We start from the raw sequence: 17,855 nt of genomic DNA, 5'->3' as shown, positions 1-17,855 counted from the left end.
TCAACGGGGAGAGCGTGATGACGAAAGTGGGTTTCATCGGACTGGGCATCATGGGCGGGCCGATGGCCGGCCACCTGCAGGCGGGCGGCTGCAAGCTGTACCTGCACGACGTGAAGAATCCGCCGCTGGCGCTGGTGGAGGGCGGCGCCACCGTCTGCACCAATGCGGCCGAAGTGGCGAAGCGGGCAGACGTCGTCATCGTGATGGTGCCCGACACGCCGCAGGTCGAAGAAGTGCTGTTCGGCGAGAACGGCGTGGCCGATGCGCTCACGCCGGGCAAGGTGGTCGTGGACATGAGTTCCATCAGCCCGCTGGCCACCAGGGAGTTCGCGCAGAGGATCAACCGGCGCGACTGCGATTACCTCGATGCGCCCGTCTCGGGCGGCGAGGTGGGTGCCAGGGCGGCCACCCTCACGATCATGGTCGGCGGTTCGCAGGAAGCGTTCGACCGCGTGAAACCCCTGTTCGAGCTGATGGGCAAGAACATCACGCTGGTGGGTGGCAATGGCGACGGCCAGACGGCCAAGGTGGCGAACCAGATCATCGTGGCGCTGACGATCCAGGCCGTGTCCGAAGCGCTGCTGTTCGCGTCAAAAGCCGGCGCCGATCCCGGCAAGGTACGGCAGGCGCTGATGGGCGGCTTTGCCGCGTCGCGCATCCTGGAAGTGCATGGCGAGCGGATGGTCAAGCGCACCTTCGCGCCGGGCTTTCGCATCGCGCTGCACCAGAAGGACCTGAACCTGGCGCTGCAGGGGGCGAAGAGCCTGGGCATCTCGCTGCCGAACACCGCCATCACGCAGGAACTGATGAACGCCTGCGCCGCGAACGGCCTGGCGCAGCAGGACCACTCGGCGCTGTGCCAGGCGATCGAGCGCATGGCCAACCATCCGATCGCAGCGGGGTAACGATTCAACGGGAGGGGGTAATGAAAACGCTGGTGATGTTCCACCCGGCCTGCCTCGAGCACGTGCCGGGCGCCGGTCATCCGGAATCGCCGGACCGCCTGCGCGTCGTGATGGCGGCGCTGTGGGAGCCGGAGTTCGCCACGCTCGACTGGCGCGAGGCGCCGGCCGGCACGCGCGAACAGCTGCTGCTGGTGCATGAAGCGGGCTACATCGATGCCGTCGAAGCGATGGTGCCATCTACCGGCATCGTGCTGCTCGATGGCGGCGACACGGCGATGTCGCCCGGCTCGTGGGAGGCGGTCCTGCGCTGCGTGGGCGCGGCCTGTGCCGGCGTGGATGCCGTCATGGCCGGGGACGCCGACAATGTGTTCTGCGCCACGCGGCCCTGCGGCCACCACGCGGAACCGGGCCGGGCGATGGGCTTCTGCATCTTCAACCAGGTGGCCGTCGCGGCCTGCCACGCGCTGGTGGCGCACGGGCTCCGGCGGGTGGCCGTCGTCGACTTCGATGTCCACCATGGCAACGGCACGCAGGCCGCGTTCTGGGACCGCGCCGAGCTGTTCTTCGGCTCCAGCCACCAGTCGCCGCTGTACCCGGGCACGGGCGCCGCGCGCGAGACGGGAGAAAGCGGCAATATCGTCAACGTGCCGCTACCGCCGGGCTGCGGTTCGGAACGCTTCCGCGCCCGCGTGGCCGATGTGCTGCTGCCCGCACTGCGACGGTTCGAGCCCGAGCTGATCCTGATTTCGGCCGGCTTCGACGCCCACCGCCTCGATCCGCTGGCGCAGCTGGAACTGGAGGACGAGGACTTCGGCTGGATCACGCGCGAAGTGATGGCGATTGCCGCGGACGTGTGCCAGGGAAGGATCGTCTCGGTGCTGGAAGGCGGCTACAGCGGTGCCGGACTGGCGGGCGGCACGACCGCGCATGTGCGGGCGTTGATGGGGCGTTGATCGGACGCTGATGCCGTGCTGACAGGGCGCGGATCGATTGCTGCCAGCACTGCCGGTACGCGGCGGCGTCATGCGGTGCCGTGGCCGCGGGACCTGATAACGCCATCCGCTTGCCTGACCCGTCACGCCGTCGGAATGAGCGCTGCGATCCGCTCCGCCCCTTCGTCCAGCAGAAACTGCCGGAACGCGCTCGCGACCGGCGGCAGGCGCTTCTCGACGCGATGCACCACGTACCAGTGCAGCATCAGCGGGAAGCCGTCCACGGGCAGCACGACGAGGCTCCCCGACGCCACCTCGCGCCCGATCGTGTGCGCCGACAGGAAGCCGACGCCGATGCCGGCGATGACGGCCTGCTTGATGGTCTCGGTGCTGCGGATTTCCATCGCCACCGGCACTTCGTCCAGGCGCGTGCCGAACGCATCCTCCATCGAGTGCCATGTGTCCGAACCGCGCTCGCGCACCACGAACGGGTGGCGCAGCAGTTCGTCCATGCCGATGCGGCCACGGCCGGCCAGCGGATGGTCGGGCGCCGCCACGATCACGTAAGGGTGCGGCGCGAACGCATCGTTGCGCGTGCCCGGTTCGGCCGGCGGGCGCACCATCACGGCCAGGTCCGTGCGGTTGGCCGCCAGCTGGCCGAGCAGCTCCTCGCGGTTGTGCACGGTGAGGTTCAGCTGCACGCCGGGATGGCGCCGCGCGAAGGCCACCATCAGCTGCGGGAAGAAGTAATCGCCGGCGCTGATCACGGCCACGTTCAGCCGGCCGCCGGCAATGCCGCGGAACTGCTCCATCGCCATTTCGGCCGCCTCGAACTGGCCGATGATCGCGCGGCAGAACTGCAGCAGCTCGGTGCCCGCCTGGGTCAGGTAGGTCTTCTTGCCCAGCTGCTCGAACAGGGTGACGCCCACGTGGCCTTCCAGCGTGCGGATCTGCGTCGAGACGGCCGGCTGCGTCAGGTGCAGTTCCTCGGCGGCGCGCGAGAAACTCAGGTGACGGGCGACGGCTTCGAATGCCTTCAGCTGGCGCAGCGTGGCGTTGCGCATGGTGTCCTCCCGGCCGGTCGAATCATCAACGATGCTGAATGATTATCCCTAAAAACTTTAACTTTTACTAATCGTCTCGCCGGCTTACGATGGATCCACAGCACCACACAACAACTGGAGAAAACGCCATGACGATCACCAGCAGTGGGGCGGAGGCCCGGCCGGCCGACGCCGAATGCAATGCGTGGAACGCCGCCTTCCACGAGCTGGGCCTGAGCTGGTTCTGGGATGCCGCGCACCTGCCTGGCGGCGGTGCCGGCGCCGAGCGCAGCTGCGTGCGCGAGTACCTGACGCGGCACCAGCCGCACCTGCTGGCCGCGTACGACGCCGACTTCCTCGTCGATGCGATCCTGGCTGCGAAGGCACGCTGCGCCGCGCAGATGGCGGCGGCCGGCAACCCCGGTGCCGCGATCGACTGGCGCGAACTGCAGCAGCGGCAGATCGGCGCGTGAAGCCGGATCCCGGGCAGTTGCAGCACGCATGCGGCGAATTTTCGAATCTTAACCGCGGTCAAGGAACTGCGAAAACCGTTCTTCCACAATCGCCCCATCTGTTGAACTTTACATAAGCGATGCCACATGCCGGCCCCGGCCGGCGGCGCGAAAAACACGGTTCCAGAGTCCTTCGGTAGCTATCGTGAACCCCATCAGGAGACCAGGTCATGAGCAACCCGCACCGCGGCATCGCCCGCCCCGCCAGCCCCCACCCCCTGGCGCATGCCGCCGGCCCGCCCGTCATCGACCGCCTCGCGGCCCGGAGGACAGCACGGGCCTGACAGCACGGCACGACCGACGGCATCAAAAAAATCCAAGGGAGACATTGCATGAAAACCGAGGCATCGATATCCGACAGGCCAGCGTCGTTCCGCTGGCTGCAGCTGGTGATGGGCATCATCTGCATGGCGATGATCGCCAACCTGCAGTACGGCTGGACCCTGTTCGTCAATCCTTTATCCGAAGCGCATGGCTGGTCGAAGGCGGCCATCCAGGTAGCCTTCACCATCTTCATCCTGACCGAAACGTGGCTGGTGCCGATCGAGGGCTGGGCCGTCGACAAATGGGGCCCGCGGCCCGTGGTGCTGTTCGGCGGCCTGCTGTGCGCGATCGGCTGGGTGATGAACTCGTTCGCCTCCACGCTGTTCGTGCTGTACGTGGCAGCCGCCATCAGCGGCATCGGTGCCGGTGCCGTGTACGGTACCTGCGTGGGCTCGGCGCTGAAATGGTTCCCGGACCGGCGCGGCCTGGCCGCCGGCCTCACGGCAGCCGGCTTCGGCGCGGGTTCGGCCGCCACGATCATCCCCATCTCGGCGATGATCGAGAGCCGCGGCTACCAGGACACTTTCCTCTACTTCGGCATCGGCCAGGGCCTCGTGGTGATCCTGCTGGCGCTGATGATGGCGCGGCCGCCGCACAATGCCGCCAGGGTCGCGAAGAAGAAGAACCCCAACGTGCTGCAGACCACGGCGGACTACACGCCATCGCAGATGGTGAAGAAGCCCGTGTTCTGGGTGATGTACACGATGTTCGTGCTGGTGGCGGCCGGCGGCCTGATGGCTACCGCGCAGATGGGGCCGATCGCCAAGGACTTCGCCATCGACGGCGTGAAGTTCAACGTGATGGGCATGGTGCTGCCGGCACTGACGTTTGCCCTTGCCATCGACCGCGTACTGAACGGCCTGACGCGCCCGTTCTTCGGCTGGGTGTCCGACCAGATCGGCCGCGAGAAGACCATGTTCATCGCCTTCGCGCTGGAATCGGTGGGCATCCTGCTGCTGTACTACTTCGGCCGCGACCCGATCATGTTCGTCATCCTCACCGGCCTGGTGTTCTTTGCCTGGGGCGAGATCTACAGCCTGTTCCCGGCCACCACGGCCGACACCTTCGGCACCCGCAACGCGGCGGGCAACGCGGGCCTGATGTACACGGCGAAAGGCACGGCCTCGATCTTCGTGCCGATCTCCAGCGTGATCATGGCGGCCACCGGCAGCTGGGAGGCGGTGTTCTTCATCGGCTGCGGCATGAACGCGGTGGCGGCCGTGATGGCGTGGTGGGTGCTGAAACCGATGCGCAAGCGCTTCATCGAGCAGGCCAATGGCCAGGTCAGCGTGGAAGTCGAGGGCACGGTGCCCGGCGCGGCCGGCACGCCGGCCGGCGCGCGGCTGGTCAACTGATGTCATCCCGCGCGTGCGGTTAGCCCCCCGCACGCGCCTCCTTTTCCTTTTCAATCCCCGGAGTGCCGCCATGGTCCAGCACTGGATACGCTTCCTGCATCTCGACACGGTGCGCTTCGGCACGCTGGAAGGCGACAAGATCCGCGTCTTCAAGGGCGACATGTTTGACAGCCCGAGCCGCACGGACATCGCCATCGCCCTGCCGGAGGTGACGCTGCTGACGCCCGTCGTGCCGGGCAAGGTGCTGGCGATGTGGAACAACTACCATGCGCTGGGGCAGAAGCTGGGTCTCGCACCGCCGGCCGAGCCCCTGTACTTAATGAAGCCGGCGAATTCGTATCTGGCGCCAGGGGGCACGATCCGCAAACCGCGCGTGGAGGCCAAGGTGGCGTTCGAAGGCGAGCTGGCCATCGTGATCGGCCGCCGCTGCAGCGGCGTGAGCGTGGAGAGCGCGCCCGACCACATCTTCGGCTACACCTGCGCGAACGACGTGACCGTCAACGAGATCATCGGCCGCGATCCTACCTTTCCGCAGTGGGTGCGGGCCAAGGGCTTCGACACGTTCTGCCCGTTCGGCCCCATGATCGCCACCGGGCTGAATCCGGCGATGCTGGTCGTGCGCACGATCCTGAACGGCGAGGTGCGGCAGGACTATCCCGTCAACGACATGGTGTTTTCCGTGGCGGAGCTGGTCAGCAAAATCTCGCAGGACATGACATTGGAACCGGGCGACCTGCTGCTGTGCGGCACGTCGATCGGCGTGGGCTCGATGCGCCCCGGCAGCACGATCGCCGTCGAGATCGACGGCATCGGCACGCTCAGCAACCGTTTCGAGTAAACCTTGAGAGGTGTGTCATGAAGATCGCAGTGATCGGTGCCGGCGCGATCGGCGGGCTGGTGGGCGCGCGGCTGGCGCTGGCCGGCGAGGAGGTGACGTTCATCGTGCGCGGCGCGAACCTGGAGGCCATCCGCGCGCGGGGCATCCGCCTGGTCGAGACGGATGGAACGGAGCACGTGGCCACGCACGTGAAGGCCACCAACGACTACGACGAGGCGGGAGCGCAGGACGTGGTGGTGCTGGCGATGAAGGCCCACCAGGTGGCCGACGTGGCGCCGCGCATCGGCCAGCTGTTCGGGCCGCAGACCGTCGTGGTGACGATGCAGAACGGCATACCGTTCTGGTACTTCCACCGCCATGGGGGCGCCTTCGAAGGGCGCGCGGTGACGAGCGTGGACGCCGATGGCGAACAGGCGCGGCGCATTCCGCCAGCGCGCGTGATCGGCTGCGTGGTCTATCCGGCCGCGGAGCTGGTGGCGCCGGGCGTCATCCGCCACATCGAGGGCAACCGCTTTCCGCTGGGCGAGCTCGATGGCAGCAGCAGCGAACGCATCGCGCAGGTGGCGGCCTGCTTCGAGCACGCAGGCTTCAAGTCGCCGGTGCTGGACGATATCCGCGCGGAGATCTGGCTGAAGCTGTGGGGGAACCTGTCGTTCAATCCGATCAGTGCGCTGGCGCATTCCACGCTGGTGGACATCTGCCAGCACCCGCTGGCGCGCAACTTGGCGGCGAACATGATGCGCGAGGCCGAAGCGGTGGCGCACAAGCTGGGCATCACGTTCCGCGTCTCGCTGGAGCGCCGCATCGCCGGCGCCGAGAAGGTGGGCAAGCACAAGACCTCGATGCTGCAGGATGTGGAAGCGGGGCGGGGACCGGAGATCGATGCGCTGGTGGGTTCGGTGATCGAGCTGGGGCGGCTGACCGACACGTCCACGCCACACATCGATTCGGCCTATGCGCTGGTCAAGCTGCTGGAGCAGTCGATGGCGGAAGCGCGGGGCGGGGTGCGGCTGCAGGCGGCGGTCGCGGCGTAGAAAAACCAACGCACCGGCGGCGGTGGAGCCGACGGTGCGTCGTGGGTACTGCGGGTGCTGCGGGAGGCTGCTTACATGCCCCAGGTGTGGGCGCCGTCGTCGCGGTTGGCGGCGCTCAGCTTGTCGCGCAGCTTGAGCTGGAAGAGGGCGGCGATCAGGCTGGCGAACGAGAAGGACGGGGTGGATTGCTGCGCTGCGGCGTTGGTGAAACCGTTCATTTTGCAACTCCTCAGGAAAGGTGAAATAACGTATGTCCTTGATTATAAGGACGTCGTACGGCGTTTCCAATTGGAGTAACTGATAGTAGATATTTTAGGCGTGAATATCTGTCTATGAGAAATCGCTCAAAAATGCAGCAAAAAATATTTTTGCCTGTGCGGTGCAAAAAACCACCAGTGTCAGATCTTGCCCTGGTGTTTCAGCCGGCTGAGCGTTTCCGGCGACAGGTTCAGGTAGGAGGCCAGTTCCTTCTTCGGCAGCCGTTCGAACAGCTCGGGATGCTTGCGCACGAAGCGGTGCACGCGGCCCGGCGCATCGAGCAGGTGCAGCGTGATGGTGTGCGCCATGATGCCGCTCATGAGGTTCATCACCTCGTGCTCGAACGCCTGCTTGACGGTGCTGTGGCTCTGCAGGAAATCGACCCATTGCGTAAGCGGCATGCTGGCCACGCGCGCCTTCGTCATGCACACGATGCTGTAGGGCGTGGGCTTCTTCAGGCACCACGCCGCGTAGCTCGTTTCGATATCGCGTTCGGCGGAAAAGCGCAGGATCATCTCGCGCGCTTCGTGGTTGGTGACCTGGCGTTTCAGGATGCCGTCCAGGATGAAGTACTGCTCCATCTCGTACACGCCCTGGTTCATCAGCAGGTCGCCCTTCTGGTGATTGACGACGGTGAGGTAGGGCTCGAGCGCGGCCATTTCGCTGTCGCGCAACGCCTTGAGCACGATGTTCTGCTTCAGCTGCACGCGAATGATGTTGCGTTCCGGGTGATTGGCGATGAGGGTCATGGCGAACCGGCTTTTGCAGGAGTCCACACATCATGCGGCGAAAATTGACCTCGGTCAATGATCCCGATCAGGGTGCCTCGCTATGATGAATTCAGGGCGAGACGGCTGGCCGGGCGCCCGGACACAACAACCGGAGACAACCATGACACACAACCAATCGGTCGACGTCACCGACGGCTTCCACCTGGTGATCGATGCGCTGAAGGCGAACGACATCGACACCATCTTCGGCCTGGTGGGCATCCCGATCACGGACCTCGCCCGGCTTGCCCAGGCCGAAGGGCTGCGCTTCATCGGCTTCCGCCACGAGCAGAACGCCGGCAACGCCGCCGCCATCGCCGGCTTCATCACGCAGAAGCCGGGCATCTGCCTGACCGTGTCCGCACCGGGCTTCCTGAACGGCCTGACGGCGCTGGCCAATGCCACCACCAACTGCTTCCCGATGATCCTGATCTCCGGCTCCAGCGAGCGCGAGATCGTCGACCTGCAGCAGGGCGACTACGAGGAGATGGACCAGCTCAATGCCGCGAAGCCGTATGCGAAGGCCGCCTACCGCATCAACAAGGCCGAGGACATCGGCATCGGTGTCGCGCGGGCGATTCGCGCCGCCGTGTCGGGCCGCCCCGGCGGCGTGTACCTGGACCTGCCGGCGGCATTGCTGGCGCAAACGATCGAGGCGGGCCATGCCCAGCGCTCGCTGCTGAAGGTGGTCGATCCCGTGCCGCGCCAGCTGCCCGCGCCGGACGCCGTGCAGCGCGCACTCGCGCTGCTGAAGGGCGCGAAGAAGCCGCTGATCCTGCTCGGCAAAGGCGCCGCGTACGCGCAGGCCGACGACGACATCCGCGCCTTCGTCGAACGCACCGGCATCCCCTACCTGCCGATGTCGATGGCCAAGGGCCTGCTGCCCGACACGCATGCGCAGTCCGCATCGGCGGCGCGCTCGTTCGTGCTGGCCGAGGCGGACGTGGTGGTGCTCGTCGGCGCACGCCTGAACTGGCTGCTCGCGCATGGCAAAGGTAAAACCTGGGGCAAGCCGAAGCAATTCGTGCAGATCGATATCTCGCCCACCGAGATCGACAGCAACGTGCCGATCGCCGCGCCGCTGATCGGCGACATCGGCTCCTGCATCGCCGCGCTGCTCGGTGGCCTGGATGCTGCCGGCATCACCGCGCCGGATGCCGAATGGACGGGCGCGATCGCCGAGCGCAAGGAAACCAACCAGGCGAAGATGGCGGCGCTGCTGGACAAGAATCCCGCACCGATGAATTTTCATAGCGCGCTGCGGGCCATTCGCGACGTGCTGAAGGATCACCCGGACATCAACCTCGTCAACGAAGGCGCCAACACGCTGGACTACGCACGCAGCATCATCGACCAGTACCAGCCCCGCAAGCGGTTCGACTCCGGCACCTGGGGCATCATGGGCATCGGCATGGGCTATGCGATCGGCGCGGCCGTCGTCAGCGGCAAGCCGGTGGTGGCGGTGGAGGGCGACAGCGCGTTCGGCTTCTCCGGCATGGAGCTGGAAACCATCTGCCGGTACCAGCTGCCGGTGACGACGATCGTCTTCAACAACAACGGCGTGTACCGCGGCACGGACGTCAATCCCACCGGCGGCGCGGATGTCGCGCCCACCGTGTTCGTCAAGAACGCCCGCTACGACAGGATGATCGAGGCATTTGGCGGCGTCGGCTACAACGCCACCACGCCGGAAGAACTCACCGGCGCCCTGCAGGAAGCGATCGCCGCCGGCAGGCCCGCGCTGATCAACGCCGTCATCGACGAGACGGCCGGCACCGAAAGCGGCCGGCTCACCAACCTGAATCCGCAGAGCGCGAAAAAGAACCAGGCCTGACCGGCCGGCCCACGATTTCGAAAGGAGACCGCATCATGAGCAAACCACTGGAAGGCATCAAGATCATCGACTTCACGCACGTGCAGGCCGGACCGGCATGCACGCAGCTGCTGGCCTGGTTCGGCGCGGACGTGATCAAGGTGGAGCGCCCCGGCGCCGGCGACGTCACCCGTTCGCAGCTGCGCGACATCCCCGGCGTGGACGCGCTGTATTTCACCATGTTGAACAGTAACAAGCGCTCCCTGACCCTGGACACGAAGACGCAGGACGGCAAGGACATCCTGACGAAGCTGATCAAGGAGTCCGACGTGCTGGTCGAGAACTTCGGCCCCGGCGCGCTCGACCGCATGGGCTTTACATGGGAGCACATCAAGGAAATCAACCCCGGCATGATCGTCGCCTCCGTAAAAGGCTTCAGCGACGGCCACCATTACGAGGACCTGAAGGTGTACGAGAACGTGGCGCAATGCGCCGGCGGTGCCGCCTCCACGACGGGCTTCGACGATGGTCCGCCCACCGTCAGCGCCGCCGCGCTGGGCGACAGCAACACGGGGATGCACCTGGCGATCGGCATCCTGACGGCGCTGCGTGCACGCGACACCACCGGTAAAGGCCAGAAGGTGGCCGTGTCGATGCAGGACAGCGTGCTGAACCTGTGCCGCGTGAAACTGCGCGACCAGCAGAGGCTCGACCGCGTGGGCTACCTGGAAGAATATCCGCAATACCCGCACGGCACGTTCTCCGACGTGGTGCCGCGCGGCGGCAATGCGGGCGGCGGCGGCCAGCCGGGCTGGGTCCTCAAGTGCAAGGGCTGGCAGACCGATCCGAATGCCTACATCTACTTCACGATCCAGGGCCATGCGTGGGCGCCGATCTGCCGCGCCATCGGCAAGGAAGAGTGGATCGACGATCCGGCCTACACGACGGCCCAGGCGCGCCAGGACAAGATCTTCGACATTTTCGCCACCATCGAGGAATGGCTGAAGGACAAGACGAAGTTCGAGGCCGTGGACATCCTGCGCAAGTTCGACATTCCATGCTCGCCGGTGCTGTCGATGAAGGAGATCGCCGCCGATCCGTCGCTGCGCGCCAGCGGCACGATCACGGAAGTGGAGCACAAGGAGCGCGGCACCTACCTGACGGTGGGCAGCCCGATCAAGTTCTCCGACCTGAAGGTGGAGATCAAGGGCTCGCCGCTGCTGGGCGAACACACGGACGAGATCCTGGCCGGCCTGGGCTACGACCCGCAGAAGATCGCGGCACTGCACGAACAGCGCGTGGTGTAAGCCATCGTGATGATTCATGCGCGCCCGCGGAGGCCGGCGCGCATTTTCATTTTTTATTCGCCAGGAGCTGCCATGAATGTCGAAAAGGATGCCTCCCAGCCCGCGGCCGTCGATTTCCCGCAGCTGCTGCAGGCGCTGGGCGACAGCGTGATCGTCTGCGATGCGGCCGGCATCATCACGTTCTGGAACGCCGCTTCCACGCGCATCTTCGGCTTCAGCGCGGAAGAAGCGGTGGGCCGGTCGCTCGACCTGATCATCCCGCCACGCCAGCAGGGCCGCCACTGGGACGGCTATCACAAGACGATGGCGACGGGCGTCACGCGCTACGGCGCCGACGTGCTGCGCGTGCCGGCCGTGCACAAGGAAGGCAAGCCCCTGTCGATTGCCTTCACCGTCGCACTGCTGCATGGCGCGGATGGCAAGGTGTCCGCCATTGCCGCGGTCGTGCGCGACGACACCGCGCGCTGGGCCGAGGACCGCGTGCTGCGCGTGCGGGTGCGGGAGCTGGAGGCCGGAGCAAGTGCGACGCCTGTCGCGAAGTAGCACCTCATCTCTGCGCCAAGATCGGCGCGCCACCCTGTGTTCAGTTCTGCGCGGCGTTCAGAAAGCCGAACGTATTGAAAACTGAACGCGTCCGTCATTTTCTGCCTCCAGTTACATTGCGGTACAAATCAAGTCCTTCATTCCGGTAGTATTATGACTTGCAAATTTGCAATTAATGAGTCCGCTCATGAACGCATGCGGGCAGGGCGTCTTACTGTGTCGGCCGAAGTGCGATATGGTAGCGGGCTGAGCTCGACAATCAGTCAACCGGGGGTTTTCAATGCTGTTAGGTGCTGTTCGCGTCGCGTTGCGGCGTCCCTATACGTTCGTCGTGCTGGCGCTGCTGATCCTGATCGTCGGGCCGCTGGCCGCGCTGCGCACGCCGACCGACATCTTCCCGGACATCAAAATCCCCGTCATCGCCGTGGCATGGCAGTACACGGGCCAGCCGCCGGACCAGATGGCGGGCCGCATCTCCACGCTGTTCCAGCGCACGCTGACGACCACCGTCAACGACATCGAGCATATCGAGGCCAACACCTTCCCCGGCGTCTCGGTCGTGAAGATCTTCTTCCAGCCCGGCGTGGACATCGCCGTGGCCAATGCGCAGGTCACGGCCATCTCGCAAAGCGCGCTGCGCCAGATGCCGCCCGGGATCACGCCGCCGCTGATCCTGAACTACAACGCGGCCACCGTGCCGATCCTGCAGCTGGCGCTGTCCGGCGCGGGCCTGTCGGAACAGCAGCTGTTCGACCTGGGCATGAACACGCTGCGCACCCCGCTCGTCACCGTGGCGGGGGCGGCGATCCCGCTGCCGTATGGCGGCAAGCAGCGGCAGGTGCAGATCGACGTGAAGCCGGCGGCGCTGCAGGCGCTGGGCCTGTCCGCGCAGGACATCGCCGCGGCACTGGCCGCGCAGAACGTTCTCACGCCCGTGGGTACTCAGAAGATCGACACGCTGGAATACACGATCCAGCTGAACAGCGCGCCCTCGGCGATCGAGGAACTGGGCCGGCTGCCGGTGAAAGTGGTGAACGGCACCACCGTCTACCTGCGCGACGTGGCCGACGTCCACGACGGCAATGCGCCGCAGACCAATATCGTGCACGTCGACGGCGGCCGTTCGGTGCTGATGTCCGTATTGAAGAACGGCTCCGCCTCCACGCTGGCGATCGTCGACGGTATCCGCGCCAAGCTCGATACCTTGCGCCCCGGCCTGCCCGATGCGCTGAAGGTCGTGCCGATCAACGACCAGTCCGTGTTCGTGCGCGCAGCCGTGAAGGGCGTGGCGCTGGAGGGCGCGATCGCCGCGGCGCTGACGAGCGTGATGATCCTGCTGTTCCTGGGCAGCTGGCGCTCCACGGTGATCATCGCCGTGTCGATTCCGCTGTCGATCCTCGGGTCCATCATCGCCCTGTCCGCACTGGGCGAGACGCTGAACCTGATGACCTTGGGCGGCCTGGCGCTGGCCGTCGGCATCCTCGTCGACGATGCGACCGTCACCATCGAGAACATCAACTGGCACCTGGAGCAGGGCAAGGACGTGGAGAGCTCGATCCTCGACGGCGCGCAGCAGATCGTCACGCCGGCGCTGGTGTCGCTGCTGTGCATCTGCATCGTGTTCATCCCGATGTTCTTCCTGGAAGGCGTGGCGCGCTACCTGTTCGTGCCGATGGCCGAGGCGGTGATCTTTGCGATGGTGTGCTCGTTCATCCTGTCCCGCACCCTAGTGCCGACGATGGCGAACTGGCTGCTGCGCGCGCATGCTCCCCATGGACATCAGGCCCAGTCGAACAATCCACTGGCCCGCTTCCAGCGCGGCTTCGAGGCGCGCTTCGAAAAGCTGCGGCACGGCTATCACGGCGTGCTGAAAAGTGCGATCGGCCGCCGGCCGCTGTTCATCGTGGCTTTTCTCGCCGTCGTGCTGCTGTCGTTCGGACTGCTGCCCTTCATCGGCAGTAACTTCTTCCCGTCCGTCGATTCGGGCCAGGTGCTGATGCACGTGCGCGTGCCGATCGGCACCCGCGTCGAGGAAACCGCCGTGCGCTTCGCCAGCATCGAACAGGCGATCCGCCGCGTGATCCCGTCCGAGGACATCGAGACGATGGTCGACAATATCGGCCTGCCGTCGTCGGCGATCAACATCACCTACAACAACACGGGCACGATCGGCGCCCAGGATGGCGACTTCCAGATCGCGCTGAAGGAAGACCACAAGCCCACGGCGGAATACGTGCGGCGCCTGCGCGACGAGCTGCCGCGCCAGTTCCCCGACACGACATTCTCGTTCCCGCCGGCCGATATCGTCAGCCAGATCCTGAACTTCGGCGCGCCGGCACCGGTGGACGTGCAGGTGCGCGGCCGCGACGTGGCCGCCAACTTCGCCTACGCGCAGCAGCTCCTCAAGCGCATCAAGGCCGTGCCGGGCGTCGTCGATGCGCGCATCCAGCAGTCGGACCGCGCGCCGCTGTTCAAGGTGGATGTCGACCGCACGCAGGCGCAGCTGCTGGGCCTGACGACGCGCGACGTGGCCAACAGCCTGGTCGTCAACCTGGCCGGCAGCAGCCAGGTGTCGCCGACCTACTGGCTCAATCCGCAGAACGGCGTGACGTATCCGATCGTGATGCAGACGCCCCAATACGAACTCGATTCGCTGGCGGCGCTGGCGAACCTCCCGGTCGGCAACGGCACCAATGCGAATGCGGCGACGCTGGGCAGCGTGGCGCGGCTGGAGCGCGGCAATGGCAGTGCGCTGATCAGCCAGTACGACGTGGCGCCGATGGTGCAGATCCATGCGACCACGCAGGACCGCGACCTGGGCGGCGTGGCACGCGACATTCGCAAGGTCCTCGAGGATACCAAGGCCGATGTACCGAAGGGTGCCACGGTCGACATCCTGGGTCAGGTGAAGACGATGGAGCGGGCATTCTCCGGCCTGCTGTTCGGCCTCCTGGGTGCGATCGTGCTGATCTACCTGCTGATCGTCGTGAACTTCCAGTCCTGGCTCGATCCGGCCGTGATCGTGTCCGCGCTGCCGGCCGCACTGGCCGGCATCGTGTGGATGCTGTTCGTGACCGACACCACCTTGTCCGTCCCCGCGCTGACGGGCGCCATCATGTGCATGGGCGTGGCCACCGCGAACAGCGTGCTGGTGATCTCGTTCGCGCGCGAGCGGCTCGAGGAACTGGGCGACGCGACGGCGGCCGCGCTGGAAGCGGGCTTCGTGCGTTTCCGTCCCGTGCTGATGACGGCACTGGCCATGATCATCGGCATGCTGCCGATGGCGCTGGGCCTGGGCGAGGGCGGCGAACAGAATGCGCCGCTGGGCCGCGCCGTGATCGGTGGCCTGATCTGCTCGACGATCGCCACGCTGGTGTTCGTCCCCGTCGTCTTCAGTCTCGTGCACCGGCGCCATGCCCGCCGTGCCGCCGTTCCATCTTCTTCCGGAGTTCCCGATGCCATCTAAGTTCAAGCCGACGGCCATCGCCGCCGCCGCCGCCGTTCTCGTGATCGCCGTCGTCGCGACGGGTATCGTCAGCCGCCGCAGCCACGCCGACCAGCTGCAGCGCAGCACCAGCGAGCGCGCCATTCCGACCGTCGCGCTGCTTACGCCAGCGCCGGCCGCTGCCGATGCGCTGGAGCTGCCGGCGCGGATCGAGGCATGGTCGCGTGCGCCGATCTATGCGCGCGTCAGCGGCTACCTGCAGAAGTGGAACGTGGATATCGGCACGCCCGTGAAAGCGGGGCAGACGCTGGCCATCATCGAAACGCCGGACCAGGACCAGCAGTTGCTGCAGGCGAAGGCGGAACTGGCCACGGCGCGCAGCAACCTGGTGCTGGCCAAGAGTACGGCCGAACGCTGGCAGGACCTGCTGGAGGCGAAGGCCGTATCGAACCAGGAAGTGGATGAGCGGGTGGGCGACTACGCGGCCAAGAAGTCCAACGTGGAGGCGCTGCAGGCCAATGTGCAGCGGCTCTCCACGCTGCAGCGCTACAGCCGGCTGGTGGCGCCGTTCGATGGCGTCGTCACGGCGCGCAATACGGATGTGGGCAATCTGATCAGCGTGGGCGGCGCGGCGGGCAGCGAACTGTTCGTCGTCTCCGACCTGCGCAAGCTGCGCGTGTACGTCAACGTGCCGCAGCGGCAGCTGGCGCGCATCCAGCCCGGCAGCAAGGCGCAGATCACCGTGCCCGAGCGGCCCGGCCAGGAATTCACGGCCACCGTGCAGTCGCTGGCGCAGGCGATCAGCGCGTCGTCCGGCACGATGCTGGTGCAGCTGGCTGTCGACAACCAGGATGGCGCGCTGGTGCCCGGCGCCTTCGCCAACGCCCGCTTCGACAGTGCTGGTGCCAGCGATGCCGTCAGCGTGCCACCGGGTTCCCTCATCGTCGGCAAGAACGGCGTGCAGGTCGCCACCGTGGACGGCAGCAGCAAGGTGCGGCTGCAGCCCGTCACCATCGCCCGCGACCTGGGCAACGCCGTCCAGCTGGCCGGCCTCGCACCCGGCGTGCGCGTCATCGCCAACCCGCCCGACGGCGTCGCCAACGGCGACCCGGTGCGCGTCGCCAAATAGCCTACAGCCGAGTTCGTGTCACACCCTGGTGCCAGGCGTGGTGACACGAGCTCGACCGTAGATGCACTTGCGCTATTGCGCCCCTATGACACAAGTCTTCCAATCCTTCTACTGCTGAGTGCGTGTCACTACGCCTGACCCCAGGCCGGGACACGAGCTCAGCCGTAATGCTCAGAGCTCGCCGGCTGCAAGCAGCTCGCGGGTGCGCTGCAGCGTCGACAGCAGCGCCGTTTTGTAGCCCTTGTCGCTGTCCATCCACGCCTGTTCGGCCTGCTCCTCGGGGCCGCCGGGTATCTTGCCGCGCAGGCCCGTGTAGCAGTAGAACTTCAGCTGCAGTGCACCGGTCTCGTCCTCGAACAGTTCGTTGACGATCACGCCTTCGCGCGGCCCCGTGGCCTGGAAGAAGGAGACTTTCGCTTCCAGTTCGAAGACGATGATTTCGCGCAGGTCGCTGCCGCCGATGGTGGCGTCGCGGACGATGTGCGTGGCGCTTTCCTCGGTCACGTCGCAGCGCGTGCACAGGCCGGGCGGCAGGAACTGGCGGGCGTCGCGGGCTTTCAGCACCAGACCGGCCCAGGCCTGCGCGCGCGTCAGCGGCGTGGCGCCATCAGGATTGACGGGGACGGTCACGGATGAATAGATCATGATGTTCTCCTTGAATGATTGGGATCAGGCGGATGCCACGACGGCGGCGGCGAACTCGTGGTACGAATGCAGCGGGCGGCCCAGCAGCGTGGTCAGGCGCTCGACATCGCCAGCTTCCGGCCGCATGCCGTCGGTGAGGAAGCGTTCGCCCATCAGGCGCATGTCGTAGGCCATCCATGCCGGCATGAAGTGAAGCAGGTTCTGCTCGAAGCCGGCCGTGTCGTCGCCGCCGTAGACCACCGGACGTTCCAGTACATCGGACCAGATCGCGGCGATGTCGGTGCCGGTCAGCGTGTCGGGGCCGACGAGGTTGATGCGGTCCAGCGGCAGCGGCGTGGCGGCCTGTTCGCGGCGCAGCAGCTCGATGGCCGCGATCTCGGCGATGTCCCGCGTGTCGATCATGGCCAGGCCCTTGCCGCCGACCGGCATCGGATACACGCCATGGTTCAGCACAACATCCTTGATCGTCAGGTCGTTGCCGATGAAGTAGGCGGACCGCAGGATGGTGGCGGCGAAGCCCATCTGCTCGATCATCCGTTCGACGCCGAACTTGCCCGCGAAGTGCGGCACGTTCACGTACACGTCGGCGTGGATGACGGACAGGTAGACGATGCGTTCGATGCCCGCCTCGCGCGCCACATTGAGGGCAATGAGCGCCTGCGTGAATTCATCGGCAACGACCCCGTTCAGCAGGAACAGCGTGGACACGCCGGACATCGCCGCGCGCAGCGATGCGACATCGAGGAAATCGCCCTGCAAGACCTCGACACCGGCCGGAAACTGGGCCTTGGCGGGATCGCGGACGAGGGCACGGACGGCAGCGCCGCGGTTGACGAGCTGGGTGACGACCTGGCGGCCGACGGTGCCGGTGGCACCCGTAACGAGGATGGTCATGTGATTCTCCGGTTGGTTGAACGATGTGTTGGACGACGAATCCATGGTATCCATCCCACCGGAGAGCCGATAGACGGTATATTTGGACATACCGTCTCACACCTGGAA

General features: G+C 66.1%; 16 protein-coding genes. 11 read left to right on the top strand and 5 right to left on the bottom strand.

Annotated features, from left to right (window positions below; translation table 11 throughout):
- Positions 1-17: 17 nt before the first annotated feature.
- Entirely contained in the window at positions 18-905 is an 888-nt protein-coding gene (glxR, locus tag IP91_RS23925) for a 2-hydroxy-3-oxopropionate reductase (protein ID WP_145652734.1), read from the top strand.
- Between the two features lie 20 nt (positions 906-925).
- Positions 926-1,858: a histone deacetylase family protein gene (locus IP91_RS23920; RefSeq protein WP_145652732.1), complete on the top strand. Its 933-nt coding sequence runs from the start codon at positions 926-928 to the stop codon at positions 1,856-1,858.
- Between the two features lie 122 nt (positions 1,859-1,980).
- Here the strand turns inward: IP91_RS23920 and IP91_RS23915 are convergent, their stop codons facing one another.
- Positions 1,981-2,901 carry a LysR family transcriptional regulator gene (locus IP91_RS23915; RefSeq protein ID WP_145652730.1) on the bottom strand — a complete coding sequence of 307 codons (921 nt, stop codon included), beginning with the start codon at positions 2,899-2,901 and terminating at the stop codon, positions 1,981-1,983.
- A 128-nt stretch (positions 2,902-3,029) separates the two neighbouring features.
- Between IP91_RS23915 and IP91_RS23910 the strand changes: the two genes are divergently transcribed.
- From IP91_RS23910 to IP91_RS23895, 4 genes are all read left to right on the top strand, one after another.
- The gene (locus IP91_RS23910; protein WP_145652728.1) at positions 3,030-3,353 is read left to right on the top strand and encodes an HAD family hydrolase; all 324 of its coding nucleotides are present in this window, start codon (positions 3,030-3,032) and stop codon (positions 3,351-3,353) included.
- Positions 3,354-3,724: 371 nt separating this feature from the next.
- Complete coding sequence (oxlT, locus tag IP91_RS23905) at positions 3,725-5,071, top strand: oxalate/formate MFS antiporter (protein WP_145652726.1); 1,347 nt, start codon at positions 3,725-3,727, stop codon at positions 5,069-5,071.
- A gap of 70 nt (positions 5,072-5,141) precedes the next feature.
- Positions 5,142-5,909, top strand: a complete 768-nt coding sequence (locus IP91_RS23900; RefSeq protein ID WP_145652724.1) for a fumarylacetoacetate hydrolase family protein — start codon at positions 5,142-5,144, stop codon at positions 5,907-5,909.
- Between the two features lie 17 nt (positions 5,910-5,926).
- The gene (locus IP91_RS23895; protein WP_145652722.1) at positions 5,927-6,943 is read left to right on the top strand and encodes a 2-dehydropantoate 2-reductase; all 1,017 of its coding nucleotides are present in this window, start codon (positions 5,927-5,929) and stop codon (positions 6,941-6,943) included.
- Positions 6,944-7,014: 71 nt separating this feature from the next.
- Here the strand turns inward: IP91_RS23895 and IP91_RS26130 are convergent, their stop codons facing one another.
- Both IP91_RS26130 and IP91_RS23890 read right to left on the bottom strand, forming a co-directional pair.
- The gene (locus IP91_RS26130) at positions 7,015-7,161 is read right to left on the bottom strand and encodes a hypothetical protein (RefSeq protein WP_158643196.1); all 147 of its coding nucleotides are present in this window, start codon (positions 7,159-7,161) and stop codon (positions 7,015-7,017) included.
- Positions 7,162-7,341: 180 nt separating this feature from the next.
- A complete protein-coding gene (locus IP91_RS23890; protein ID WP_145652720.1) occupies positions 7,342-7,950 on the bottom strand; it encodes a Crp/Fnr family transcriptional regulator in 609 nt (202 codons plus the stop codon).
- 142 nt (positions 7,951-8,092) lie between these two features.
- Here IP91_RS23890 and oxc point away from each other — a divergent pair, with 142 nt between their 5' ends.
- The 5 genes from oxc to IP91_RS23865 all read left to right on the top strand — a co-directional run bounded on the left by oxc (position 8,093) and on the right by IP91_RS23865 (position 16,208).
- A complete protein-coding gene (gene oxc, locus IP91_RS23885; protein ID WP_145652718.1) occupies positions 8,093-9,805 on the top strand; it encodes an oxalyl-CoA decarboxylase in 1,713 nt (570 codons plus the stop codon).
- Positions 9,806-9,840: 35 nt separating this feature from the next.
- On the top strand, positions 9,841-11,091 hold the full coding sequence (frc, locus tag IP91_RS23880; protein WP_145652716.1) for a formyl-CoA transferase: 1,251 nt from the start codon (positions 9,841-9,843) through the stop codon (positions 11,089-11,091).
- 72 nt (positions 11,092-11,163) lie between these two features.
- Positions 11,164-11,634: a PAS domain-containing protein gene (locus IP91_RS23875; RefSeq protein ID WP_145652714.1), complete on the top strand. Its 471-nt coding sequence runs from the start codon at positions 11,164-11,166 to the stop codon at positions 11,632-11,634.
- Positions 11,635-11,917: 283 nt separating this feature from the next.
- Positions 11,918-15,100 carry an efflux RND transporter permease subunit gene (locus tag IP91_RS23870; RefSeq protein ID WP_199754741.1) on the top strand — a complete coding sequence of 1,061 codons (3,183 nt, stop codon included), beginning with the start codon at positions 11,918-11,920 and terminating at the stop codon, positions 15,098-15,100.
- A complete protein-coding gene (locus IP91_RS23865) occupies positions 15,090-16,208 on the top strand; it encodes an efflux RND transporter periplasmic adaptor subunit (protein WP_145652710.1) in 1,119 nt (372 codons plus the stop codon). Before IP91_RS23870 ends, IP91_RS23865 begins: the two co-directional genes overlap by 11 nt.
- Positions 16,209-16,379: 171 nt before the next feature.
- Here IP91_RS23865 and IP91_RS23860 read toward each other — a convergent pair whose 3' ends face one another.
- Together IP91_RS23860 and IP91_RS23855 are read right to left on the bottom strand one after the other, a co-directional pair.
- Positions 16,380-16,853, bottom strand: a complete 474-nt coding sequence (locus IP91_RS23860) for an AtaL-like protein (RefSeq protein WP_145652708.1) — start codon at positions 16,851-16,853, stop codon at positions 16,380-16,382.
- A 24-nt stretch (positions 16,854-16,877) separates the two neighbouring features.
- The gene (locus IP91_RS23855; protein WP_145652706.1) at positions 16,878-17,747 is read right to left on the bottom strand and encodes an SDR family oxidoreductase; all 870 of its coding nucleotides are present in this window, start codon (positions 17,745-17,747) and stop codon (positions 16,878-16,880) included.
- Between the last annotated feature and the right edge of the window lie 108 nt (positions 17,748-17,855).

The sequence above is a fragment of the Pseudoduganella lurida genome, from assembly GCF_007830455.1.
Lineage (GTDB): Bacteria > Pseudomonadota > Gammaproteobacteria > Burkholderiales > Burkholderiaceae_D > Rugamonas > Rugamonas lurida.
This window is presented reverse-complemented; position numbering and strand designations above follow the sequence as displayed.

Coding starts and splice junctions, on each gene's coding strand:
- IP91_RS23920 (WP_145652732.1), top strand. CDS start 926: ATGAAAACGCTGGTGATGTTCCACCCGGCCTGCCTCGAGCACGTGCCG.
- IP91_RS23865 (WP_145652710.1), top strand. CDS start 15,090: ATGCCATCTAAGTTCAAGCCGACGGCCATCGCCGCCGCCGCCGCCGTT.
- IP91_RS23875 (WP_145652714.1), top strand. CDS start 11,164: ATGAATGTCGAAAAGGATGCCTCCCAGCCCGCGGCCGTCGATTTCCCG.
- frc (WP_145652716.1), top strand. CDS start 9,841: ATGAGCAAACCACTGGAAGGCATCAAGATCATCGACTTCACGCACGTG.
- oxc (WP_145652718.1), top strand. CDS start 8,093: ATGACACACAACCAATCGGTCGACGTCACCGACGGCTTCCACCTGGTG.
- IP91_RS23860 (WP_145652708.1), bottom strand. CDS start 16,853: ATGATCTATTCATCCGTGACCGTCCCCGTCAATCCTGATGGCGCCACG.
- IP91_RS23910 (WP_145652728.1), top strand. CDS start 3,030: ATGACGATCACCAGCAGTGGGGCGGAGGCCCGGCCGGCCGACGCCGAA.
- IP91_RS26130 (WP_158643196.1), bottom strand. CDS start 7,161: ATGAACGGTTTCACCAACGCCGCAGCGCAGCAATCCACCCCGTCCTTC.
- glxR (WP_145652734.1), top strand. CDS start 18: ATGACGAAAGTGGGTTTCATCGGACTGGGCATCATGGGCGGGCCGATG.
- IP91_RS23890 (WP_145652720.1), bottom strand. CDS start 7,950: ATGACCCTCATCGCCAATCACCCGGAACGCAACATCATTCGCGTGCAG.
- IP91_RS23900 (WP_145652724.1), top strand. CDS start 5,142: ATGGTCCAGCACTGGATACGCTTCCTGCATCTCGACACGGTGCGCTTC.
- IP91_RS23915 (WP_145652730.1), bottom strand. CDS start 2,901: ATGCGCAACGCCACGCTGCGCCAGCTGAAGGCATTCGAAGCCGTCGCC.
- oxlT (WP_145652726.1), top strand. CDS start 3,725: ATGAAAACCGAGGCATCGATATCCGACAGGCCAGCGTCGTTCCGCTGG.
- IP91_RS23855 (WP_145652706.1), bottom strand. CDS start 17,747: ATGACCATCCTCGTTACGGGTGCCACCGGCACCGTCGGCCGCCAGGTC.
- IP91_RS23895 (WP_145652722.1), top strand. CDS start 5,927: ATGAAGATCGCAGTGATCGGTGCCGGCGCGATCGGCGGGCTGGTGGGC.